Source organism: Amycolatopsis azurea DSM 43854, assembly GCF_001995215.1.
GTDB lineage: Bacteria > Actinomycetota > Actinomycetes > Mycobacteriales > Pseudonocardiaceae > Amycolatopsis > Amycolatopsis azurea.
Genome location: NZ_MUXN01000016.1, coordinates 232,762 through 255,648 on the forward strand (window position 1 = coordinate 232,762; position 22,887 = coordinate 255,648).

General features: G+C 68.8%; 24 protein-coding genes and 1 pseudogene. 14 read left to right on the forward strand and 11 right to left on the reverse strand.

Annotated elements, in window-relative coordinates; translation table 11 throughout:
• Positions 1-74 precede the first annotated feature (74 nt).
• The 3 genes from B0293_RS22185 to B0293_RS22195 form a co-directional block, all read right to left on the reverse strand.
• On the reverse strand, positions 75-1,151 hold the full coding sequence (locus tag B0293_RS22185; RefSeq protein ID WP_245191940.1) for a hypothetical protein: 1,077 nt from the start codon (positions 1,149-1,151) through the stop codon (positions 75-77).
• A gap of 10 nt (positions 1,152-1,161) precedes the next feature.
• Positions 1,162-1,380: a VOC family protein gene (locus B0293_RS22190; protein WP_280620264.1), complete on the reverse strand. Its 219-nt coding sequence runs from the start codon at positions 1,378-1,380 to the stop codon at positions 1,162-1,164.
• A 235-nt stretch (positions 1,381-1,615) separates the two neighbouring features.
• On the reverse strand, positions 1,616-3,694 hold the full coding sequence (locus tag B0293_RS22195; protein WP_005157206.1) for a phosphocholine-specific phospholipase C: 2,079 nt from the start codon (positions 3,692-3,694) through the stop codon (positions 1,616-1,618).
• Between the two features lie 192 nt (positions 3,695-3,886).
• Between B0293_RS22195 and B0293_RS22200 the strand changes: the two genes are divergently transcribed.
• The 7 genes from B0293_RS22200 (at position 3,887) to B0293_RS22230 (ending at position 11,887) form a co-directional block, all read left to right on the forward strand.
• Complete coding sequence (locus B0293_RS22200) at positions 3,887-4,285, forward strand: DUF948 domain-containing protein (RefSeq protein ID WP_005157207.1); 399 nt, start codon at positions 3,887-3,889, stop codon at positions 4,283-4,285.
• On the forward strand, positions 4,282-4,593 hold the full coding sequence (locus B0293_RS22205; RefSeq protein ID WP_005157208.1) for a hypothetical protein: 312 nt from the start codon (positions 4,282-4,284) through the stop codon (positions 4,591-4,593). The genes B0293_RS22200 and B0293_RS22205 overlap by 4 nt, the downstream gene beginning before the upstream one ends.
• 100 nt (positions 4,594-4,693) lie before the next feature.
• Positions 4,694-7,357 (forward strand): alanine--tRNA ligase, encoded by a 2,664-nt coding sequence (gene alaS, locus B0293_RS22210; protein WP_005157209.1) that lies wholly within the window; start codon positions 4,694-4,696, stop codon positions 7,355-7,357.
• Positions 7,350-7,853, forward strand: coding sequence for a Holliday junction resolvase RuvX (gene ruvX / locus B0293_RS22215; RefSeq protein WP_039917890.1), 504 nt, complete (start codon positions 7,350-7,352; stop codon positions 7,851-7,853). Before alaS ends, ruvX begins: the two co-directional genes overlap by 8 nt.
• Before the next feature lie 302 nt (positions 7,854-8,155).
• Positions 8,156-9,700 carry an endolytic transglycosylase MltG gene (gene mltG, locus B0293_RS43960; RefSeq protein WP_005157211.1) on the forward strand — a complete coding sequence of 515 codons (1,545 nt, stop codon included), beginning with the start codon at positions 8,156-8,158 and terminating at the stop codon, positions 9,698-9,700.
• 13 nt (positions 9,701-9,713) lie between these two features.
• Complete coding sequence (locus B0293_RS22225; protein WP_039917904.1) at positions 9,714-10,544, forward strand: shikimate dehydrogenase; 831 nt, start codon at positions 9,714-9,716, stop codon at positions 10,542-10,544.
• Between the two features lie 74 nt (positions 10,545-10,618).
• Positions 10,619-11,887: a GrpB family protein gene (locus B0293_RS22230; RefSeq protein WP_005157213.1), complete on the forward strand. Its 1,269-nt coding sequence runs from the start codon at positions 10,619-10,621 to the stop codon at positions 11,885-11,887.
• A gap of 245 nt (positions 11,888-12,132) precedes the next feature.
• Here B0293_RS22230 and B0293_RS22235 read toward each other — a convergent pair whose 3' ends face one another.
• Together B0293_RS22235 and B0293_RS22240 are read right to left on the reverse strand one after the other, a co-directional pair.
• Positions 12,133-12,813, reverse strand: a complete 681-nt coding sequence (locus B0293_RS22235) for a TetR/AcrR family transcriptional regulator (protein ID WP_005157214.1) — start codon at positions 12,811-12,813, stop codon at positions 12,133-12,135.
• Positions 12,814-12,830: 17 nt separating this feature from the next.
• Positions 12,831-13,253: a hypothetical protein gene (locus B0293_RS22240; protein WP_005157215.1), complete on the reverse strand. Its 423-nt coding sequence runs from the start codon at positions 13,251-13,253 to the stop codon at positions 12,831-12,833.
• Positions 13,254-13,392: 139 nt separating this feature from the next.
• Between B0293_RS22240 and B0293_RS22245 the strand changes: the two genes are divergently transcribed.
• Positions 13,393-14,592 carry an endonuclease/exonuclease/phosphatase family protein gene (locus B0293_RS22245; protein ID WP_005157217.1) on the forward strand — a complete coding sequence of 400 codons (1,200 nt, stop codon included), beginning with the start codon at positions 13,393-13,395 and terminating at the stop codon, positions 14,590-14,592.
• 3 nt (positions 14,593-14,595) lie between these two features.
• Here the strand turns inward: B0293_RS22245 and B0293_RS22250 are convergent, their stop codons facing one another.
• Positions 14,596-15,225, reverse strand: a complete 630-nt coding sequence (locus B0293_RS22250; RefSeq protein WP_005157219.1) for a maleylpyruvate isomerase family mycothiol-dependent enzyme — start codon at positions 15,223-15,225, stop codon at positions 14,596-14,598.
• Positions 15,226-15,316: 91 nt separating this feature from the next.
• On the opposite strand from B0293_RS22250, the gene B0293_RS22255 reads away from it, so the two are divergent.
• Positions 15,317-16,258 (forward strand): D-2-hydroxyacid dehydrogenase family protein, encoded by a 942-nt coding sequence (locus B0293_RS22255; RefSeq protein WP_005157220.1) that lies wholly within the window; start codon positions 15,317-15,319, stop codon positions 16,256-16,258.
• Here the strand turns inward: B0293_RS22255 and B0293_RS22260 are convergent.
• The 4 genes from B0293_RS22260 to B0293_RS22275 are packed head-to-tail and all read right to left on the reverse strand — an operon-like array spanning position 16,248 to position 19,479.
• Positions 16,248-17,072 (reverse strand): serine hydrolase domain-containing protein, encoded by an 825-nt coding sequence (locus tag B0293_RS22260; RefSeq protein WP_005157221.1) that lies wholly within the window; start codon positions 17,070-17,072, stop codon positions 16,248-16,250. The two genes, B0293_RS22255 and B0293_RS22260, sit on opposite strands and share 11 nt — an antisense overlap.
• Positions 17,073-17,131: 59 nt before the next feature.
• The gene (locus B0293_RS22265; RefSeq protein ID WP_005157222.1) at positions 17,132-17,398 is read right to left on the reverse strand and encodes an HPr family phosphocarrier protein; all 267 of its coding nucleotides are present in this window, start codon (positions 17,396-17,398) and stop codon (positions 17,132-17,134) included.
• Positions 17,399-17,437: 39 nt separating this feature from the next.
• Positions 17,438-18,694 carry a PTS transporter subunit EIIC gene (locus B0293_RS22270; protein WP_005157223.1) on the reverse strand — a complete coding sequence of 419 codons (1,257 nt, stop codon included), beginning with the start codon at positions 18,692-18,694 and terminating at the stop codon, positions 17,438-17,440.
• Complete coding sequence (locus tag B0293_RS22275; RefSeq protein WP_005157224.1) at positions 18,691-19,479, reverse strand: GntR family transcriptional regulator; 789 nt, start codon at positions 19,477-19,479, stop codon at positions 18,691-18,693. Before B0293_RS22275 ends, B0293_RS22270 begins: the two co-directional genes overlap by 4 nt.
• 225 nt (positions 19,480-19,704) lie before the next feature.
• On the opposite strand from B0293_RS22275, the pseudogene B0293_RS22280 reads away from it, so the two are divergent.
• Positions 19,705-19,950 (forward strand): annotated as a pseudogene (locus B0293_RS22280) (glucose PTS transporter subunit EIIB); the annotation flags it as partial.
• Positions 19,947-20,402, forward strand: coding sequence for a PTS sugar transporter subunit IIA (locus B0293_RS22285; RefSeq protein WP_005157227.1), 456 nt, complete (start codon positions 19,947-19,949; stop codon positions 20,400-20,402). The pseudogene B0293_RS22280 and the gene B0293_RS22285, both read left to right, overlap by 4 nt.
• 68 nt (positions 20,403-20,470) lie before the next feature.
• Here B0293_RS22285 and B0293_RS22290 read toward each other — a convergent pair whose 3' ends face one another.
• Complete coding sequence (locus B0293_RS22290) at positions 20,471-20,911, reverse strand: Rieske (2Fe-2S) protein (protein ID WP_039917906.1); 441 nt, start codon at positions 20,909-20,911, stop codon at positions 20,471-20,473.
• Positions 20,912-21,042: 131 nt separating this feature from the next.
• On the opposite strand from B0293_RS22290, the gene B0293_RS22295 reads away from it, so the two are divergent.
• From B0293_RS22295 to B0293_RS22305, 3 genes are read left to right on the forward strand one after another with little or no spacing between them, the layout of a single operon-like run.
• Complete coding sequence (locus tag B0293_RS22295; RefSeq protein WP_005157231.1) at positions 21,043-21,411, forward strand: hypothetical protein; 369 nt, start codon at positions 21,043-21,045, stop codon at positions 21,409-21,411.
• A complete protein-coding gene (locus tag B0293_RS22300; RefSeq protein WP_005157233.1) occupies positions 21,408-21,920 on the forward strand; it encodes a sigma-70 family RNA polymerase sigma factor in 513 nt (170 codons plus the stop codon). The genes B0293_RS22295 and B0293_RS22300 overlap by 4 nt, the downstream gene beginning before the upstream one ends.
• Positions 21,917-22,546, forward strand: coding sequence for an anti-sigma factor family protein (locus tag B0293_RS22305; protein ID WP_005157234.1), 630 nt, complete (start codon positions 21,917-21,919; stop codon positions 22,544-22,546). The genes B0293_RS22300 and B0293_RS22305 overlap by 4 nt, the downstream gene beginning before the upstream one ends.
• Positions 22,547-22,887: the final 341 nt, after the last annotated feature.

Here is a 22,887-nt window from a genome sequence, read left to right on the forward strand (position 1 = left end):
CCGACCTGACGCGCGTCAATAGGTGTAGACCAATTTCCATCCTGTGCCGTACGGCGGAGCGTACCTGTGGTTCGTCAGGTCTGGTCTTCGTCGAGGAGCGAAGGTCGTTCGGGCGCGGGCGTGTAAGTGAGGCCTCGCAACAGGGTCCGCGGGTGGCCATACTCCCGGCCACATCTGGTGAGTGTTATGACCCCGCGCCCTTCCACGCGGGTGTGCGGGCCGATCTTGCCAGGGTGCACCGAAATCGCTTCGGCGATCGTGTCGGCGTTGCAATGGTCCGGAAGACCGAGCTCCGCCTTGAGACGTCGGTAGCGCCGGACCCATTCCCGTTGCCAGTCAAAGGGATTCTCGGTGTGCTCGATGTCATCGGCCCAGCCCTCGGGCAGCGGGGTGTCCTCGTGGGGGAGCAGGTAGCCGGTTTCGGCCGCGAGTTCGCCGACCGACTCCTCGGGAGCGGAGACGTCGTAGAACCGGACCAGTTCGCCTTTTTCGGCGACGCACCACGAAGTCGTCGAGTCGCCGTAGCTGCGCCAGTACTGGTGCGCCGCGCCGAACCGGCGGCTGAGTTCGGCGCACCTCTCCCGCGCTACCTCGCGATGGGCTTTCTCGTTCGCGAGCATGGCCAGGTACTGCTCACGCGGCTCGATGCCCCAGGTGCTTTCGTCGGTGACACTCGCCGGGTGCTGATCGTCCGACGGCCGTCCGAAAACGAGCGTCCAGCCGTCGAGCGCGGGGCTGACGTAGACCCGTGCGCAGCGTTGATGTCCGGAGTCGTAGTGCTGCCGCCAGATCTCGGTGCCCAGCGCCATGGTCACCGGCTCCGGATCGGACAGGCCGAACGCGTCGAGCACCGCCGTCTGGTCCGCTGTCGGGATGGCGTACCAGAGTTCGCAACAGTCCATCGGGACGGGCATGTCGTCGGCGAGCTTGCCCCGGATCAGACGGCGGACGAGCGCGAGGTCGTACTCGCCGAGCGCTTCCGGCCCGCCCAGCCCGAACAGCAGAGTGCGTGCGGCGTTGCGCAGCGCTTGATTCCCGGTTCGCCGGATTTCGCGCAGTTCGGGGAAATCATCCGGTCCGGCGTCTCGCAGATCCCAATTACTGACGCGGTCCCCTGCGAGGAGGGCCTCGGCCACGGCTCTCATGTCCATACCGCGGAGGCTAGCCAAGCACCACGACAGAAAACTCGTTGCCGTCGGGATCCGCCATGCCGACCCGGCCGTTTTCCTCGGGTCCCCTTCGGGTCGCGCCGAGCGAGACGAGCCGGTCGACTTCCGTGAGAGGACCGTTCAGGACGAACCGGAGCCGGTTCGGTCCGGTCTTCGGGGTGAACGGCGGGCCGCCCCAAGTGATCTTCGGGCCGCCGTGCGGCGACCGGATCGCGGTCTCCTGGTTCGAATACGCAGAATTCGGCTGCTGGTTTACGTGCGCCGCGGGTGCGAGCGCGAGGTGTCGCTCAGAGTGAGGGGTGTGTGGAGATGGGGACGTTCAACGTCCCCATCTCCACACACCCCGTCGCGACTGGGCCGGTCACGCGTGACTGTGTGGATTTCTGTGCGTCCAACGCACCAAAATCCACACAGTCAGTGCCATGGGGCCTTCATGTACCAGGGCGTCAGCAGGAGACGCCGGACCGTCCGTTCTCGACCCGCGCGGTCAGCGTCCGCAGGAACGACGGATCCCCGTCCGCCGTCACGCGAACGTCGTACCAGCCACCCGAAACCGGCCAGTCCACGGTGACCGAACCTCCGGCCCTGACCCGCACCACGCGCGTGAACCGCGAAGACGACAGCCGCAGCGTCAGCGCCGAAGTGCCCGAGTTGGACAGCTTGAACTCGACGCCCGAGCGCCACGTCAGGAACCGCGTCCGGACATCGACGCCCGCGGCGGCACCGCGACGGTTCCCGCGCAGCTCCCACCAGGACCGGTTCGGCCCCTGGACGACGACGCGGTACTCGTCACCGGGCAGGCGAACGACTTCCGGCGCCTCGCCGCGGACGTCGCGGTGCGCGGGCTCGGGGAACTCGCCCTTGTACGGGTACAGCGCGAAATGCGCCGAAGACGAGCCGCTGTTGGCCAGCGAGAGCGCCAGATTCCCGGACTTGTCGACCGCGCCGGACACCGAGACCTGGTACGGCAGCGGACGCGACGGCCGGTTGCCGGGCTCGCCCACCGGCAGGCTCTGCTCCGCCGGGGCGGACGGCCGCCAGCGGCTGATCGGCGCGGGCACCGGACCGGGCCGGTTCACCCGCGGCTGGCGTCCGGCGCGCGAGAAGTCGAAGGCGCCGGTGAGGTCGCCCGCGACGGTCCGCCGCCACTTGCTGATGTTCGGCTCGCCGATCCCGGTCCAGCGCTCCAGGAACCGCAGCACCGAGGTGTGGTCGTACACGGTGGAGTCGACGTTGCCGCCGATCGACCACGGCGAGACGACCGTCATCGGCACACGCGGGCCGAAACCGAGCGGCTGGCCGTTGAAGTGGTCCGCGTCGTTCGCCGCGTTGCCGGGCGGCATCGGCGGCGGCACGTGGTCGAAGTAGCCGTCGTTCTCGTCGAAGTTGATCAGCAGCACCGTCTTCGACCACGTCTCACGGTCGGACGCGAGCGCGTCGAGCACGCGGTAGATCAGGTTCGCGCTGCCGACCGGGGTGGACGCGCCGGGGTGCTCGGAGTCCTTCGCGGACGGCACCAGCCAGCTCACCGCGGGCAGCCGCCGCGCCTGGATGTCCGCCTTCAGCCGGGTCACCAGCGTCTCCGGCTCGCTGCGGTACATGGCCTTCTTGAACAGGTTCCGCTCGGCGGGCGTCAGCTTCGCGACCCCGGCGTCGAACTGCGCGAGCAGCTTCGTGCGCTCCTCGGGGGTCTTCTTGAGCAGCTCGTCGTAGAACTCCTCGGTGGTGCGGAACTTCTGCTCGACCGAGGCGAGGATCTTCGTACCGACCTTCTTGAACGGCACGAAGTACTCGACCGCGTTGTCGGTGAAGTTGTCCCACTCCTGGTAGATCTGCCACGGCACCCCGGCCGCTTCGAGCCGCTCCGGGTACGTCGTCCAGTCGTAGCCCGCGTGGTCGTAGGAGTACGCCGCGTTCGAGACCGCGCGGTTCGTCGTGCTGCCCGGTTCGAACCCGGTGGTCCCGGTCCAGAGGAAGTTCCGGTTCGGGTTGGTCGAGCCGAAGATCGAGCAGTGGTAGGCGTCGCAGATGGTGAAGGTGTCCGCGAGTTCGTACTGCAGCGCGATGTCGCGGCGCTCGTAGTACGTCATGGTGGCGGGGGTCTTCGCCGCGATCCAGCCGTTGTTCCAGCCGCGCGCCCACGCCTTGCCGCTGCCGTTCCAGCTGTGGTCGAGGTCGCCGAGGTACTGGATGTCGTCCGCGTTCCGCCCCGCCAGCTCGGCCGCCTTGCGCACCGAGAACGGCAGCACCGTGCCGCCGGCGGGGTTCGGCTGCTCGAACACCGATCTCCCGGACGGCAGTTCGAGCGGATGGGTGTCGGAGAAGCCCCGGACGCCGCGCAGATTGCCGTAGTAGTGGTCGAACGACCGGTTCTCCTGCATCAGCACGATCACGTGCTCGATGGCGTCGAGTCCGCCGCGGCGCATGGGTTCGGCCATGGCCGCGTGCACGGACGGCGGGAGAAGGGTGGTGGCGGCCGCGGCGCCGGTGGCGCCCAGCAACGTACGGCGTGACAGTTCAGGCATGCGGGCGACCTAATCCCAGCAATGTGAACGGCACAAGAACCGAACAGGTCGTCTTGACGGCTAACGTCGTTCGCGACGCTCCCCGCCCCGCTTCACTGCGCTGAGTGACGGTCCGGCGGGGTGACACCGCTGAACGGCTGGCGGGGCGGTAACCTCACGGGCACCAAGACCGCAGACCCTTGAGGAGGGCCCGTGTCGGCAGGGCAGATCGCCGCGCTGATCGCCGCAGGAGCATTCGTCGTACTCGTCGTGCTGCTGGCGATCGTGCTGTTCAAGCTCGGCCGGACCCTGGACGAGGCCACGATCGCCATCCGCAAGGCGCACGAGAACACCGACCCGCTGCTGATCGGCGCGAACGAGACGATCACGCACGTCAACACGCAGCTGGAGCGGGTCGACGGCATCACCGCCAACGCGCAGGCCGTGTCCGGCAACGTGTCCGCGCTGTCGTCGGTGTTCACCGCGACGCTCGGTGGTCCGCTCGTGAAGACGGCCGCGCTGTCCTACGGCCTCAGCAAGGCGATCAAGGCCCGCCGTAAGAAGGCGGAAGCGAAGGCCGCGCGCCCGGCGAAGAAGCGGGGCCGCAAATGAAGCGCCTGTTCTGGCTCGGTGTCGGCGTCGTCGCCGGCGTCGCCCTGTCACGCAAAGCGACGGAAACCGCTCGCCAGGCCACTCCGGCGGGGTTAGCCTCGAACCTGGGCGACGCCGTGCGGGAACTCGCGGGCGCCGTCGGTTCGTTCGGCGCGGAGGTCCGCGCCGGGATGAACGAACGGGAACAGGAGCTGCACGACATGGTGTCCGAACGCACCGGTTTGAGCACGGCCTCGGAAGGCCCCGCGGGCAGGCACGCGGCCCAGCCGCGTCGCCCGGTCCGGCGAGCTCGCCGGGCGGAGGGCTGATCGGGTCGCGTCCGCGACCAGAAAGAGCCCGGCCCTCCGCCGTTCCGGCCTGTCCGCATTCCCCGCGCTTTCACGCGAGCCCGCATACAAGGACGATCCTGTGGAAACACACGAAATCACCCAGCGTTTTCTGAGCCATTTCGAGAACAAGGGACACACGCGCGTGCCCAGCGCGCCGCTGATCCTCGACGACCCGAACCTGCTGTTCGTCAACGCCGGCATGGTCCAGTTCAAGCCGTACTTCCTCGGCGAGGCCCCGCCGCCGTACCCGCGCGCGACCAGCGTCCAGAAGTGCGTCCGCACGCCGGACATCGACGAGGTCGGCAAGACCACCCGGCACAACACGTTCTTCCAGATGGCCGGGAACTTCTCCTTCGGCGACTACTTCAAGGAAGGCGCCATCGAGGCGGCCTGGGAGCTGATCACCAAGCCCCAGGGCGAGGGCGGCTACGGCCTCGACCCGGCGCGCATCTGGGCGACCGTCTACGAGGACGACTCCGAGGCCGCGGGCCTGTGGAAGAAGCTCACCGGCCTGCCCGGCGAGCGCATCCAGTCCCGTGACGGCAAGGACAACTACTGGGACATGGGCGTACCCGGTCCCGGTGGCCCGTGCTCGGAGATCTACTACGACCGCGGCCCCGACTACGGCCGCGAGGGTGGCCCGGTCGCCGACGAGGACCGCTACATCGAGATCTGGAACCTCGTCTTCATGCAGGACGTGCGGGGCGACAAGAGCCCGAAGCACGGCCACAAGCCGATCGGTGAGCTGCCGAAGAAGAACATCGACACCGGCATGGGTGTCGAGCGCGTCGCGACGATCCTGCAGGGCGTCGAGAACGTCTACGAGACCGACCTCGTCCGCCCGGTGATCGGCCGCGCGGAGGAGTTCTCCGGTCGCCGCTACGGCTCCGACCACACCGACGACGTCCGCTTCCGCGTCATCGCCGACCACGCCCGCACCGGTGTGCTGCTCATCGGCGACGGCGTCACCCCGGGCAACGACGGCCGCGGTTACGTGCTGCGCCGTCTGCTGCGCCGCATCATCCGCTCCGCGCGCCTGCTGGGTGTGCACGAGCCGGTGCTGCCCGCCTTCGCCGCGGTCGTCCGCGACACGATGGGCCCGACGTACCCCGAGCTGGTCGCCGGTTTCGACCGCATCGAGGACGTCGTCCGCGTCGAGGAGGAGGCCTTCCTCTCCACGCTCACCAGCGGTTCGCGCATCTTCGACCTCGCGGCCGAGGAGACCAAGCGCGAGGGCGGCTCGCTGCTGGCCGGGGACAAGGCGTTCCAGCTGCACGACACCTACGGCTTCCCGATCGACCTGACCCTCGAGATGGCGTCCGAGCAGGGCCTGACCGTCGACGAAGAGGGCTTCCGCACGCTCATGAACGAGCAGCGGCAGCGCGCGAAGGCCGACGCGGCGTCCCGCAAGACCGGGCACGGCGACCTGTCCGAGTACCGCAAGGTGCTGGAGCAGAGCGGCGAGACCGAGTTCCTCGGCTACACCGACCTCCAGGCCGAAGCGAAGGTCGTCGCGCTGCTGGAAGACGGCGTCCCGGTACGCAGCGTCGGCGCGGGCAAGAAGGCGGAGCTGGTCCTGGACCGCACGCCGTTCTACGCCGAGAGCGGTGGCCAGGTCGCCGACACCGGCGTGCTGCTCGGCGACGGCGTCGAGCTCAAGGTCCACGACGTGCAGAAGATCGTGCCGGGCCTGTTCGTGCACCGCGTCGAGGTCGTCGACGGCGAGGTCGGCGTCGGCAGCACGCTGACCGGTTCGGTCGACCAGCACCGCCGTCTGTCCATCGAGCGGTCGCACTCCGCGACGCACCTGGTCCACGCGGCCGTGCGCGGCGCGTACGGCAAGCGCGCGGCGCAGGCCGGTTCGCTGAACTCGCCGGGCCGGATGCGATTCGACTTCACCACCTCCGGCGGGGTCTCCGCCGACGTGCTGACCGAGGTCGAGGAGGAGGTCAACGACTACCTCCAGACCAACGTCGAGGTGAACACCTTCGTCACCACGAAGGACAAGGCCCTCGAACTGGGCGCGGTCGCGCTCTTCGGCGAGAAGTACGGCAACGACGTCCGCGTCGTCGACATGGGCGAGTACTCCCGCGAACTCTGCGGTGGCACCCACGTCGGCCGCATCGGCCAGCTCGGCCTGGTGAAACTGGTGGGCGACTCGTCCATCGGTTCCGGCGTGCACCGCGTCGAGGCGCTGGTCGGCACGGACGCGCTCAAGTACGTCCGCAAGGAGCAGCTGCTCGTCTCGCAGCTCGCGAACACCTTCAAGGTGCCGTCGGAGCAGCTGCCGTCGCGGATCGACGACGTGCTCACCCGGCTCAAGAACGCCGAGAAGGAGATCGAGCAGCTGCGCACCCAGCAGGTGCTCGGGTCGGCGGGCTCGCTCGCCGACAAGGCCGAGGACATCGGCGGGATCGCGGTCGTCGCGGAGAAGCTCGGCGAGGGCGTCGACTCGAACGGTCTGCGCGCGCTTGCGCAGGACATCCGCGGCAGGCTCGGAAACCGTCCCGGCATCGTCGCGCTGTTCGCCCCGCAGGGCGAGAAGGTCGCCTTCGTCGTCGCCACCACCAAGGCGGCGCAGGAGAAGGGCATCGCGGCGGGCAAGCTCGTCCCGTCCTTCGCCGAGGCGATCGGTGGCCGCGGCGGCGGCAAGCCGGACATGGCCCAGGGCGGCGGCACGAACCCGGCCGGGGCCGAGCAGGCCATCGCCTCACTGCGCGCGGCGGTCGCCGAAGTTGGCTGACGACGCCCTTCAGCGGCGCCCGGATCGGCCCGGAGAGTCCGATCCGGGGCGCGGCAGGCGGCTCGGGGTGGATGTCGGATCCGTCCGGGTCGGGATCGCGCTGAGCGATCCCGACCCCATCCTCGCGAGCCCGCTCGTTACCCTCACTCGCGACGTGACTGGCGACAAGGACGTCGACCAGCTCGTCGAGCTCGTCACGGAACACGACGTGGTCGAAGTCGTCGTCGGGCTGCCGCGGACGCTCAAGGACCGTCACGGTCCGGCGGCCGAAGCGGCGCTCGACTACGCCGAAAAGGTCGCCGCGAGGATCGCTCCGGTGCCGGTGCGGCTGGCCGACGAGCGGTTGACCACGGTGACGGCATCCAGGATGCTGTCGCAGCGTGGGGTGAAGGGACGTAAGCAACGTGCCGTCGTCGATCAGGCGGCCGCGGTCGAGATCCTGCAGGCGTGGATCGACGCGGTAGCGGCACATCGCGCACGGAAGGGCGACACATGACCGAGCCCCACGGCCGGCCCGAACGCCGTCAGGGCGGTAGACGAAGGTTGCGGGAGCCTGAAGAGGCCAGTCCGCCACCGGCCCCGCCCCGTCGCAGGCCCGAACCCCAGCCGACGGGCCGACGGCACATCCGGGAGGAACCCCCCGAGGCCCCGCCCGCGCCGCGTGTACGGCGTTCGGCGGAAGAACCGCCGCCTCGCGCTCGCCGGTCCCCGGATGAGCCGCCGCCTCCGCGTGCGCGCCGGGCGGCCGCCGACGATCCGCCGCCTCGTGCGCAGCGTCCGGCCCCGCACCGGCGGGCCATGGAACCCGCGGCCCCGCCACCACAGCAGCCACCACCGCCTCCCGCACCTCAGCGGCGGTCCCCCCAGCCGGGTGACCGGGGTCTTGGCGTACCCGCGTACGCGCAGGACGAGCCGCCTCGTCCCGGCCGCCGCAGGCGCCGCGAGGAGGATGACGGCCCGCTCCCGGACGAGCGGCCGACCGACATCATCCCCGCGATCCAGGAAGCGCCGCTGGCCCGGCGTCCCGGCGCCGCTCCTCCGCCGCCTCAGGGCAGCGAAGAGGAATACAACGAGATCTTCGGCGAAGACGCGTACGACGACTATGACGAGTACGACGACTACGAGGATTACGAAGACGAGCGGGATTTCGACGACGAAGACCGCGCCGAGCCCGAGCGCATCGAGGACGAACGGCCGGAACGCCAAGGGCCTCCGCCCAAGAAGCGCAAGAAGAAGCGCGCGCTGGGCTGGATCGCCGCGCTGACCGTGCTCGTCCTGCTCGCCGGCGGCGCTTACTACGGCTTCACCGAGATCTTCGGCTACGACGACTACGAAGGCACCGGCGAGAGCGACGTCCTCGTCCAGGTGGAGAAGGGCGACTCGACGTCGGCGATCGGCAACCGGCTCCAGGCGGCCGGGGTGGTCGCCAGCGGCAAGGCGTTCGTGAAGGCGGGCGAGGACAACACCGCCGTCTCGCGGCTCCAGCAGGGCTACTACGTCATGAAGACGAAGATGTCCGGCGCCAGCGCGGTCGAGAAGATGATCGCGCCCGCGACGAAGGTCGGCCAGGTCGAGATCCGGCCGTACACCCAGTTCCACGACATCACCCAGCCCGACGGCAAAAAGACGCCCGGGGTGTACACGTTGCTGTCCAAGGCTTCCTGCGCCGACCTGAACGGCACGAGCACCTGTATCCCGGTCGAGGAACTGAAAAAGACGATCGAGACCGCGGATGTGGCGAAACTGGGCGTGCCGTCGTGGGCGGTCGAGGCCGCCACCAACGCCGAGCACAAGGACCGGCGGCTCGAAGGGCTCATCGCCCCGGGCATCTTCAACGTCAAGCCCGGATGGACGGCCGAAGAACTGCTCACCGACGTCGTGACGACCTCGGCGAAGCGCATCCTCGACGCCGGGCTCAGCGACCAGTCGAAGGGCGAGGGCAAGACGCCGTACGAGACGCTCGTCATCGCCTCGATCATCGAACGCGAGGCGGTGAAGGCCGACTTCGGGAAGATCTCGCGGGTCGTCTACAACCGGCTCGACAAGAAGATGCGGCTCGAGATGGACTCGACGGTCAACTACGTCCTCGACCGGCCGACCCTGCTGACCAAACCCGAGGAACGGGAAAAAGCGGGCGTCTACAACACCTACAAGTCGGTCGGCCTGACCCCGACGCCGATCGCGGTCCCGAGCGCGGAGGCGATCCAGGCCGCGCTGAAGCCGGCGGCGGGGGAGTGGCTGTTCTTCGTCAAATGCGAGAAGAACGGACTCTCCTGCTTCACGGTGACGAACGACGAGCACAACAAGGCCAAGCTGGACGCACAGAGGCGCGGTGTCTACTAAACGCAAGGCCGCGATCCTCGGGAAACCGGTCGAACACTCCCTGTCACCCGTGCTGCACGGCGCCGCTTTTCGCGCCCTGGGGCTGGACGGCTGGACCTATGAGCGGGTCGAGATGGACAGTCCCGGGCTGCCCGCGTTCGTAGACGCTCTCGGTCCGGAGTGGACCGGCTTCTCGGTGACCATGCCCGGGAAACGGGCCGCATTGGAGTACGCCGACGAGGTGACGCCGCGCGCGGCCGCCGTCGGCGCGGCGAACACGCTGGTGCGCCGGGAAGCCGGCTGGCTGGCCGACTGCACCGACGTCGACGGCGTCACCGAGGCCTTGCGGATCGCGGGGGAGTACACGCCCGGTGCGGACGACGGGGCCGTCGTCCTCGGTGCGGGCGGGACGGCCGCGGCGGCGGTCGTCGGGCTGGCCGCGCTCGGCGTGCGGACGGTCCGGCTCGTCGTGCGGGATCCCGCGCGGGCGACGGAAACGGTCGAGGCGGCTCAGCGGGCCGGGCTCGACGTCGAGGTCCTGCGCTGGGCCGACACCGACTTCGGGAAGGTCGCCGCGGACTCGGCGGTGCTGGTGAACACCGTGCCCCCGGACGCCGTCCGGCCACATCTGACGGAGCTGGCCGGGATCGGCTGCGTCCTCGACGTCATCTACCACCCCTGGCCGACCGCGCTCGCCGAGGCCGTCGCCGACCGGGGCGGGCGGCTGGCGACGGGGTTGGACATGTTGCTGCATCAGGCTTTCGGACAATCCGAATACTTCACCGGACAGCCGGCGCCGCAGGCCGAAATGCGGGACGCGCTGCGCGAGGCGACCGGCGGGATCCTTCCTCTGCCGATTCTTTGAGCGAAACCCCTGACAAGATCTCCCGGATTCGATAATCTGGTCGACTGCCTGCAGTTGGAACACTAGGGGGATCCATGTCCAAACCCGATCGAGACGACTACACCGAAGAGGACATCCACGACTCGTGGGTCGGTCAGGCTCCGGTGCTGAATTCCACCGTCACCCTGGCCGAATACGATCCGGAGTGGCCCCGGCTGTTCGAACGGGAAGCCAAGCGCATCAGGGGAATCCTGGGAGAACGCGCGCTGGTCCTGGAGCACGTCGGCTCCACATCGGTCCCGGGACTCTGCGCGAAACCGATCATCGACATCATGCTGATCGTCGCGGATTCGAACGACGAGGACACGTATCTGCCGCGGTTGGCGGCCGAGGGCTACACGCTCGTCATCCGCGAGCCGGAATGGGAGAAGCACCGCTGCTTCAAAGGTCCGGACACGAACATCAACCTGCACGTCTATTCGCCGGACAACGGCCAGGCCGAGCGTTATCGCCTCTTTCGCGAACGGTTGATCGCGCACGAGGACGAGCTGAAGCTGTACGAGGCCAAGAAACGCGAACTGGCGTCGCGCACCTGGAAGTACATCCAGCAGTACGCCGACGCCAAGACCGAGGTGATCGACGAGATCATCGAACGGGCGCGCGCCGCCCAGTACGACGGGTTCGCCCGGCTCTACGCGGCGCACGCCGAGACCAGCAGCACCAACGCCCACTACGACCGCCCCGCCATCGTCGAACTGGCCGGGGACGTGGCGGGCAAGCGGGTGCTGGACGTCGGCTGCGCGGCGGGACACCTGAGCGCGCTGCTCGCCGAGAGGGGCGCGGACGTCCTGGGCGTCGACGCCAGCGAGGGCATGGTCGCCGTCGCCAAGGACAAGTTCGGGGACGTCGCGAAGTTCGAGACGGCCGATGTCAGCAGGCCGCTGACGTTCCTCGAAGACGCGTCGATCGACGTCATCACGGCGTCGCTGGTACTGCATTACCTGAAGGAGTGGGCGCCGGCGCTGGCGGAGTTCCGGCGGGTGCTGAAGCCGGGCGGGCTGCTGGTGTTCTCGGTGCACCATCCCGGTGAGGACTGGCGCTGGTTCGGCAAGGAGAACTACTTCCAGCTGGAACTGCTCGACGACGAGTTCCCGCTGGGGGAGTACCGGCAGAAGGTCCAGTTCTACCGGCGGCCGCTGAGCTGGACGTTCGGCGCGGTGCGGGACGGCGGGTTCGCCGTCGACAGGCTGGTGGAGCCGATGCCGGAGGAGACGATCGCCGACTCCGACCCGCGCTGGTACGCGAAACTGCGGACTCAGCCGCAGTTCCTGTACTTCAAGACCGTCCGCGAGTCCCGCGTTTAGTCCTCTGAACGCGCTTAATCGCGGCTCATCCGGTCCTCCGTGATGTCCCCAATGCCTCATTCGAGACGCTCAGCGTCCCGAATGAGGCATTGGGGACGCTGACCCCTTGGCCGGTGGGTTTCGGGGCACGGCGTGCGTTGGTTGCGAAAGCCACTTTCGCAACGCTGAAGGTTGCGAAAGTGGCTTTCGCAACATGATCGCCGGGGTATCCGGAGGGCCACGACCCCCGCAGCCCATTCAGAGGACTAATCGCGGTCCGGGGCGGCGTCGTCCCGTTTCGAGAGATCCCGGATCAGCGAGACGATCTCCCGGCTGACCGGCCGCAGCACCCGCAGCCGCGAAAGCCCCACCAGCCGCGCGATCAGCGGCACCGTCCGTTCCACCAGCACGCGGCTGCGTTTCTGGCCGCGAGAGCGATCGTGGACCCAGAACAGCACGACCCCCATCTGGTACAGCCACAGCAGATCGGGCAGTTCGTCGCGCAGGTCCGGGTCGAGTTTGGCGTCGGAATCGGCGATGACGTCGCGCATCAGGCCGACGGAAGCCTCCCGCGCGGGCGTCGATTCCTCGCTGAACGGGCTCAGCGGCGATTCCGGGTCGGCGGCGTTGACGAAGAGCTGGGTGCCGAAGCGGTGGTACGGCTCGGCGACGTCGAGCCAGGTGAGCAGGACCGTCTTGAGCCGCTCGCTGAAGTCCCGCTCACCTTCGATCGCCTGGCGCGCCATCGTCAGGTGCCCTTTGGCGATCTCATCGTAGAAACCCTGGATCAGCTGGTCTTTCGAGGCGAAGTAGTAGTAGGCGTTCCCGACCGACACGCCGGCCTCGCCCGCGATGGCCCGCATGGTCGTGCGGTCGTAGCCGTTCTCCGCGAACAGCCGCAACGCGGTCGCCACGATCAGCGACCTGGTTTCCTCACTCTTCGCCACCACTGCACGTTATCCGGTCAAGGTGCCGGGTGCGGAGCGGGCGCCGGGTAGCCGGGGTAGGGCTGCGGAGCCGGTGCGGGCCGCGGGGTGACGTGGTTGAGGTGCTTGCGCCGGATGCCGTTGAACACCAGCACGTTCCCGACGTGCATCACGCCGAGCACGAGCGCCACGGTGCCGACCTTGACCGACACCATCTCGAAGACGTCGCGCGCGTCGAGGACGGTGTCGTTGCTGGTCAGGAACAGGGTCACGAAACCCAGGCTGACCAGGTAGAACCCGACGACGAGCAGCTGGTTGACCGAATGCGCCAGCGCCTGCTTGTCCTGGAAGACGTCCTCCAGGAACGTCTTGCCGTGCCTGCTCAGGGTGCGGGCGACCAGGACGGTGAGGGGGACGGTGATGGCCAGATAGAGCGCGTAGGCCACGACTACGGGTTGCATGGGGACCTCCTTTTTGAACGTGTTCAAGAGGAACCGTAGCGCAGATTTTGAACGCGTTCAAGAGATGCTGTTCACCTGAAGCTCACCCCTGCGGCCACGGTCGGTGCGTAAGGTCGCAACGACTCTGGGAGGTAAGACCGTGAAACGCTTCGCCGCCGTGCTCACATCGGGCGCCCTGCTGGCCGGGACGCTGCTGGCCGCCACCCCGGCGGAAGCCACCGTCGGGCAGAACGTCCGCTTCGCGACGTTCAATGCTTCGCTCAACCGCGGCGCCGCCGGTCAGCTGGTGACCGACCTGTCGCAGCCGGGCAACGCGCAGGCGAACGAGGTCGCCGAGGTGATCCAGCGCAACCGGCCCGACGTACTGCTGATCAACGAGTTCGACTACGTGCCGGACAACCGCGCCGCGGACCTGTTCCGCGAGAACTATCTGAAGCGCGGCCAGAACGGCGCGGCGCCGATCGACTACCCGTACGCCTTCACCGCGCCGTCCAACACCGGCGTCGCCACCGGCTTCGACCTCGACCGCGACGGCAAGGTCGGCGGCGGCAACGACGCGCACGGTTTCGGCCTCTTCGAGGGCCAGTACGGCATGCTCGTGCTGTCCAAGTACCCGATCGACACCCAGAGCGTGCGGACCTTCCAGAAGTTCCTCTGGAAGGACATGCCGGGCGCGCTGCTGCCGGACGACCCGGCCACGCCGGCGCCGAACGACTGGTACTCGCCGCAGGCGCTCGACGTGCTGCGCTTGTCGTCGAAGTCCCACTGGGACGTCCCGGTCCGCGTCGGCCGCTCGACCGTGCACTTCCTGGCCGCGCACCCGACCCCGCCCACCTTCGACGGTCCCGAAGACCGCAACGGCACCCGCAACAACGACGAGATCCGCTTCTGGGCGGACTACGTGACCCCGGGCAAGGGCCGCTACATCTACGACGACCGAGGCCGCCGCGGCGGGCTGGGCGCGCACGAGAAGTTCGTCATCGCCGGCGACCACAACTCCGACCCGCTCGACGGCGACAGCGTCCCCGGCGCGATCTCACGCCTGCTGAACGCACCGCGCGTCATCGAGACCCGCCCGGGCAGCGAAGGCGGCGTACGGGCGGCTCAGGACCAGGCCGGTGCCAACATCGGCCAGAAGGGCGACCCCTACTTCGACACCGGAGACTTCAACGACAACGCGCCGGGGAACCTGCGGATCGACTACGTCCTGCCGTCCAAGGGCCTGTTCCCCTGGCGCGCCGAGGTGTTCTGGCCGCTGCCCGATTCGCCGCTGGCCCGGCTCAACGACGCCTCGGACCATCACCTGGTGCGGGTCGACGTGTTCGTCCCGCGCTGGTGACCCTCAGCGGGCGCCGAGCAGCGCGGCGCCCGGGCCGCTGAGCGCGGCCAGGCCGGCGCTCCGGCCGCTCACGGCCAGGAGCAGGTCGACGAGCGGGCCCCGGACCTCTTCGGAGCCCGCTCCGCCGGACCACTCGGCGTCGGTGGCGATCAGCCGGAGATCCCGGCAGCGCTTCTTGGCACCCCAGAACGGGCTGACGAGAAGGTGCTCCAGCGAGGCGATCGCCGGCTTCTCCGGCATCGGCCTGGCGATGCCGAGCGGTCGGGCGACGTCCTGGCCGTGGATCAGCACGTCCGCGAGCGGGTCGATCGGTTTCGCGCCGGGCGAGCGGCGCGGTGATCCGGCGTCCTCGCGGATCTGGGCGACGAGTTCGGCGGGGGAGAACCGGGTGCCGTAGGCGATGGCCTGGTCGACGTTCATCCGGTCCCAGTTCCCTCTGGCCTTGACGATGCCGACGAGGGTGTCCTTGAGCCGGTTCCTGGTGGTCTGCGCCAGATGGGCGGCCAGCGCGTGAACCGTCCATTCCGTACACAGGGTCTTCGCCGACCAGTCCTTCTCGTCCAGGCCTTCCAGCAGTTCCGCGAAGCTCAGCCGTGCCGTCTCGGTCCAGGCCAAGATCTCGCCGTCGTCCATCCCTCTCCTCTGCTCGAGATACACCTCGCCGCCATGGAACCAGAGTTCCCGCCGTCCGGTTTCTTCGAAAGAGCTGAACTAGCCTGAGGGGATGAAGATCGCGATTCTCGACGACTACCAGGAAGTGGCGCTCGGTTTCGGGGACTGGGACTCCCTCGGCGCCGAGATCGAGGTGTTCACGAAGCCGTTCGCGGACCCCGCCGACGTCGTGGCCCGCCTGCGGGACTTCGAGGTCGTGGTCGCGATGCGAGAACGCACCCGCTTCCCCGCCGAGGTGCTCGACCGGCTGCCCGCGCTCAGGCTGCTGGTGAGCACCGGCCACCGCAACGCCGCGATCGACGTCGCCGCCGCCCGGCGCAACGGCGTGGTCGTCTCCTCCACCGGGTACATCGCGGCCCCCGCCGCCGAGCACACCTGGGCGCTGATCCTCGCCGCCGCGCGGAACGTGCCGGTGGAGTCGAAGAACATGCGCGAAGGCGGCTGGCAGACGACGGTCGGCACGATCCTGTCCGGCAAGACCCTCGGGCTGCTGGGCCTCGGCAGGCTCGGCGCCGGCGCGGCCAGGATCGGCCAGGCGTTCGGCATGGAGACCATCGCGTGGAGCCAGAACCTGACGCAGGAGAAGGCCGACCCCCACGGCGTGACGGCGGTGTCGAAGGACGAGCTGTTCGCCCGCGCGGACGTCCTCTCGGTGCACCTGGTGCTCAGCGACCGCAGCCGGGGGCTGGTCGGCGCGGCCGAACTCGCCGCGATGAAGCCGACGGCGATGCTGGTCAACACCTCGCGCGGCCCGATCGTGGACGAAGCCGCCCTGGTGGACTTCTTGCGCCGCAAGGAGATCGCGGTCGCCGCGCTGGACGTGTACGACGTCGAGCCGTTGCCGTCCGGACATCCGCTGCGGACGCTGGACAACGTCGTGCTCACCCCGCACATCGGCTACGTGACCCGGGAGGCCTACGAGATCTTCTACCGTGATGCGGTCGAGGACATCGCGGCCTTCCAGGCGGGTTCGCCGGTCCGCGTCATGGAGTGAGGCCGCGCAGCTCCGAGAGCACGGCGTCGGTGTAAGGCGGCCACACCTCGGCCGCCCACGGGCCGAAAGCGCGATCGGTGAGCGCGACACAGGCGGCACCGGCGTCGGGATCGACCCAGAGGAACGTGCCGGACTGCCCGAAGTGGCCGAACGTCCGCGGCGAGCTCGACGAGCCTGTCCAATGTGGACTCTTGTGGTCGCGGATCTCGAACCCGAGGCCCCAGTCGTTCGGCTTCTGGTGGCCGAAGCCCGGCAGGACGCCGGAAAGCCCGGGGAAGACCACGGAAGTCGCCTCGCGCACCGTTTCGGCGGCGATGAGTTTCGGGGCCTGCAATTCGGCGGCGAAAGCGACCAGGTCGTCCACAGTGGACTCCGCGCCGGAGGCGGGGGAACCGGTCAGCTTGGTCGACTTCATGCCCAGCGGCTGGAAAAGCGCCTCCGCCTGGTAGTCGGCGAAGGGGATACCGGAATGTTCGGTGAGCGCGTCGGCGAGCTGCTCGAACCCGGCGTTGGAGTACAGGCGGCGGTTGCCCGGCGCGGCCATCGGCTTGTGCTCGTTGAAGGCCAGGCCCGAGGTGTGCGCGAGCAGATGCCGGATCGTGGAGCCCTCCGGCCCGGCGGGGGTGTCGAGTTCGACGACGCCCTCTTCGATGGCGATCAGCGCGGCGTAGGCGGTGAGCGGTTTGGTCACCGACGCCAGCCGGTACACCTTCGTCGGGTCGCCGTGCGTGCCCAGCACGTCACCGGCGGCGGTCACCACGGCCGTGGCGGCGTTGTCCACCGGCCACTGTTCGATCTCGCGCACGCTTTCCATGCCAACACCCTACGAAGCCCGGGCCGGTCGGGGCGGCCCGGGCTTCGCAGGGATGGGGATCAGGCGTCGAGGTCCGTCGCCACCAGCTCGGCGATGGCCTCGACGGCCGCCTCGGCGCCTTCACCCTCGGCACTGATGATGACCTCGTCGCCGAAACCGGCGGCGAGCGTCATCAGGTTCAGCACGCTGCCGGCCGCGACCGGGTCGCCGCCCGCCTTGGCGATGTTCACCGCGACGGGCTGCGCCGCGGCCGCCTTGGCGACCGTCGCCGCGGGCCTGGCGTGCAGGCCCACCTTGCTGGCCACGGTGACGCGTTTCTCCGGCATGTTCTTTCCCTTTCGTGCCTTTGTTCTTCTGAGCTGAAACTACTTGACGGGCTTCGCCGCGGTGGCTTCGAGATCGGCTTCGATCGCGTCGTCCTCGCGTCCCGGGGTCCGCAGGTTCCACTTGGTGATCACGAAACGGAAGATCACGTAGTAGACGACCGCGTAGGCCAGGCCGATCGGGATGAGCAGCCAGACGTTGCTGCTCGCCGCCGGGTGGCTGAAGTTGAGCCCGAAGTCGATCGCACCGGCCGAGAACCCGAAGCCGAGGTGGATGTCGAGCGCGTTCACCAGCGCCAGCGAGGTACCGGTCAGGACCGCGTGGATCAGGTACAGCGGCCACGCGACGTACATGAACGAGAACTCGATCGGCTCGGTGACACCGGTCAGGAACGAGGTCAGCGCACCGGCGATCATCACACCGCCGACGATCTTTTTCTGGCTGGGCTTCGCGCTCTGCCAGATCGCCAGCGCCGCGGCGGGGATGGCGAACATGAAGATCGGGAAGAACCCGGTCATGAAGGTGCCGCGGGTCGGGTCGCCCTTGAAGAACTGGGTCAGGTCGCCACCGTCGAAGATGAACCACACCGGCACGTTCAGCAGCTGGTGCAGACCGACCGGGATCAGGAGCCGGTTGAGGAAGCCGTAGATACCGCCACCGACCACGGGCGCGCCGGTGACCGCTTCACCGGCGGCCTGGATGCCGTCGTTGACCCAGTGGAAGACCAGGCCCAGCGGCACCGCGAGGACCAGCAGCACCAGGGCGGTGATGATCGGCACGAACCGGCGGCCGCCGAAGAAGGCCAGGTACGGCGGCAGCTTGATGCGGTAGAACTTCTGCCACAGCAGCGCGGTGACGAGACCGACGATCACACCGGCCAGCACGCTGTAGGGCCATTTGATCGGGTTGAGCATCAGGCCGGCGGGCTTTTCGGGGTCCCAGCCGGGAAGCTCTTCAAACGGTGCGAAGACGCGAAGGACGCTGGTGAAGACGAAGAAGCCGACGACGGCCGCGAGGCCCGTGGCACCGTCGCTCTTCCGGGCGAACCCGACAGCGATACCCACCGCGAACAGGAGCGGCAGCCAGTTGAACAGCGAGTCGCCCGCCGCGCCGATGGCCGCAGCGGCCTTGTCCCAGCCGAGGCCGTCCTTGCCGAGCAGGTCGGGCTGACCGAGCCTGGACAGGAGCGCGGCGGCGGGCAGGGCGGCGATGGGAAGCATGAGGCTGCGGCCGAAGCGCTGAAGCCCGGCCAGTCCCTTGCCTTTGCCCTTCGCCCCCTCCGCGGTGGTGGAGCTCATCGGGTACCTCCGTAGTGAGGATGTTGACCGGAATCCGGGGTGTTCCGGTCCAGCTGCATGGTGACCTGGTAGTGATCGCCCCGGTACCAGGAAGTCATGTCTTCGATCGGTTCCCCGTTGACGCTGGAGACCCGGCGGAAGACAAGGAGCGGACTGCCGGCGCGCATGCCGAGCAGGCGTGCCGTTTCGCGGTCCGCGGATTCGGCCCAGACCGTCTGCCAAGCGTGGTCCGGGCGCAGGTCGTACGACTGGGCGAGTTGGACGTACAACGATCGGGTGAGATCGAGGTCGAGCAGACCGGGCATCCGGCCCGCGTGATACCACCCGCGTTCGACCGCCAGCGGCACCCCGTCGGCACGGCGGAGCCGTACCAGCCGGTGTGCCGGGGTCCCGGCGGTCAGACCGAGGGCGTGCGCCGAGGGAGCGGGCGGGACCTCGGTGGCGGTCTTGACGACCTCCGTGGTCGGGGTCATTCCGCGACGGCGCATGTCCTCGGTGAAGGACATCAGGTAGAGCTGCAGTTCCATCCGCCTGGCGGCGGTGAAGGTCCCCTTGCCGCGCACGCGCGACAGGAGTCCTTCTTCGACCAGCTTGCCGATCGCCGAGCGGACCGTGAGCCGCGACACCTGGTAGGTCTCGGCGAGGTCACGTTCCGAGGGGATCGGCGAACCGGGGGGTAGCTCACGCTCCACCGTGCGGCGCAGAATCTCCCGCAGCTGGGCGTGCTTGGGCGTCGGTCCGTTGATCACACGGTCGGACGGCGGCACCTGCGCCGAAGCGCTCATGACAGTCACCGTCCTTTCGGGCCGGTCGTGTTGGGTGACCCGTACTCGCATCTGGTCCGGAAGATTGGTACGTTCCGGTCTAGACCAATGATCCGATGGGGCAGGATGCTCCGTCGCACGAGCGGGTGTCAACCACCGTTACGCGTTCGTGGCCAGGGATCGGGTGCGAGTCGGCGAACGGCGTAGTACAGCTGGTTCGCATGTGGGAAACCGACAGGGAACAAGGAGACCGCGATGGCGGATGACAGGCCGGAAAAGATCCTCGCGGCGCTCGGCGGTGCCGAGAACGTCATCGAGGTGGAGGGGTGCATCACCCGGCTCCGCTGTGAGCTCGAAGACATGAGCCTGCTCGACGAGCCGGCGCTGAAGGCCGCCGGCGCGATGGGCGTCGTGCGCATGGGTGCCGGTGTCCAGGTGATCGTGGGGCCCGAGGCCGACACGATCGCCAGTGACATCGAGGATCTGCTGTGAGTCTCGAGATCCTCAGCCCGGTGAGCGGTAAGACGACCGCTATGACCGAAGTGCCCGATCCGGTCTTCGCGCAGGCGATGGTCGGCCCCGGCATCGCGGTCCTGCCCTCGGGCGGGCGCCAGGACGCGGTCGCGCCGGTCGACGGGACCGTCGTGACCCTGCACCCGCACGCCTTCGTGGTGGCCACCGAAGACGGCCGGGGAGTGCTGGTCCACCTCGGGATCGACACGGTGAAGCAGAAGGGCGAGGGGTTCACCCTCCACGTCGTCAAGGGCGAGGCCGTCCGTGCCGGGCAGCCGGTCGTCGGCTGGGACCCCGACGCGGTCAAGGCCGCGGGCTACTCGCCGATCGTGCCCGTGGTGGCGCTCGACGCGAAGGCCGAAGTCCTTTCCGGACTGATCACCGGCGGCGACGTCGAGTCGGGCGACCCGATTTTCACCTGGGACAGCTGAACCTTCGGATCAAAAGAGGTCCCTTTAGGACGGAATTCCGTCCTAAAGGGACCTCTTTCGTGTGTTCGTCAGGCCGTGACGACCTGGCCGTTCGCGACCTTGACCGCGATCGAGGGCAGCGGCTGGTCCGCCGGTCCCTTTTTGACCGCGCCGGTCTTCGCGTCGAAGATCGAGTTGTGGCAAGGACACTTCAGCTCCGCGCCGGCCGGGACGACCGCGCAGCCCTGGTGCGTGCAGATCGCGCTGAACGCGGCCGCCGTGCCTTCGGCGGTCCTGGTGACGATGACGTCCTTGCCGTCGGCGGTCTTGGCGGCCTTCGCCTGGCCGACCTCGATGTCGGCGAGCGCGGCCAGCGTCTCGCCCGGCGCCGAGGCCGGCGGTGCGGCGGCCGAGCCGGACGACGGGGCGTCGCTTCCGCAGGCCGTGAGGGCCACGGCACCGACGGCCGCGCCGGCGACGGCGGCCCCGGTGGTCAGGACGGTGCGGCGGGAGTGGAGTTCGGCAGTCATGCCCTTACACACGGCCGCGGCGGCCATCCGGTTCAATTTCGGCGGCCATCGGGTGCGGAATTGAACCGAGAGGCCCGCTTTTCCGTGTTCAAGGGCATGGGGGAACCGAACACGCGGAAAGAGATACGGACATGATCCGGTGGTTGTTGCGGGCGGTGGTGGCGGCGGGCCTGCTCGGCTCGGCGTGGGTGCATTACGTCGTATGGCAGGACTGGGCGTCCGAAACGGACGTCGTCGGACCGCTCTTCCTGGTGAACGTCGTCGCGGGCGTGGTCATCGCGATCGCCGTCCTGGCCTGGCACCACTGGCTTCCCGCGCTCGCGGCGATCGGGTTCGGCTTGGCGACGCTGGGCGCGTACGTGCTCTCGCTGACCACCGGGTTCTTCGGCGTCTCGGAGCGCTTCACCTCCCAGGCCGAGCTCTGGGGAGTGATCACCGAAGCCGCTTGCGTGATCTTCGCCCTCCCGCTGCTCCGTGGCCGCGAAAGCACGGATCGGTGAAGGAATTCGCGGAGGACCGGCTGATGCGGGCTCTGCACGACGAGCACGCCGCGGCGCTCTGGTCCTACGCGCTGCACCTCACCAGCGGCGACCGGGTCCGCGCGGAGGACGTCGTCCAGGAGACGCTGCTGCGGGCCTGGCGCAACGCCAAGGTGCTCGACCAGTCCGAGGGATCGGCGCGGGGCTGGCTGTTCACCGTGGCGAGACGGATCGCCATCGACGACTGGCGGGCGGCCGAGGCGCATCCGGAGGTGGTGACCGGTCAACCGCCCGAAACGGCGGTCACCGACGGCACCGAGCGGGCGGTCCAGGGCTGGCTGGTCGCCGAAGCCCTCGGCGAACTCTCGCCGAGGCATCGAGACGTCCTCGTCCTGTGCTACTTCCAGGGTTACTCCGTCGCCGACGCGGCGAAGCGGCTGGGTGTGGCCGAAGGGACGATCAAGTCGCGGACGCACTACGCCCTGCGGGCGTTGCGGCTCGTATTGGAGGAAAGAGGGGTGACTCAATGACCGACCCCTTCGCCACCTACGACGCGGCCTACGTGCTCGGTGCGTTGTCCCCGGAAGACCGGTCCGCGTACGAGCGGCACCTCCGTGGTTGTGCCGAGTGCGCCGCGTCCGTGCGGGATCTGGCCGGGATCCCCGGCCTGCTCGCCCAAGCCGGTGCCCCCGCGCTGCTGGAGGAGGAACCGGCGCCCTCGCCGGAACTGCTGCCCGCCGTGCTCAAACGGGTCCGCCGGGGAAGACGGATCCAACGGGCGATCACCACCACCGCGGCCGGGATCGCCGTCGCCGCCGGTGTCGCGCTCGTGGTCGTCCTGACCGGGCCGATCGCGGCGGCGGGCGACCCGATGACCCCGCTCGGCGACTACCCGGTGACCGCCGAGGTCGCCATGTCCGCCACGGACACCGGCACGAAGGTCGACATGACGTGCAGTTACGGCGGCAACCGCACCGGCGACTACATCCTGGTCGCCGTCGCCGCCGACGGGGGCACCAGCGAACTGGCGTCCTGGCGCGCGATGCCCAAGGACACCGCGCACATCGTGGTCGGCACCGCGATGCGCACCGGCGACATCAAGGCGCTGGAGATCCGCACGCCCTCGGGTCTCCCGCTGCTGCGGATGAACCCCTGATCCCGGTGTCATGACAGGACTTCGGTACCGGGGGCGGGGTGGATTGGGTCGGGTTGGTCGTGAGTGGCGATTCGGGTTCTATTGAGGCGTAGGGCAAAGGTGTCCTGTCGGATGCCAAGTCCGTGAAGGCCTCCTTGAGGGACTCTGGGTCCCTCAAGGAGGCCTTCACGGACCGGTGTCGGCGGGTCTCGTGGGCGGCGGAGGCCCGGATGCGTTGCGAAAGCCACTTTCGCAACCTTCAACGTTGCGAAAGTGGCTTTCGTAACACCCGAGGTCGGCGGGCGGGCGAAGGAACAGGCCATCTTTGCCCTACGCCTCAATAACCCGAATCGCCACTCACG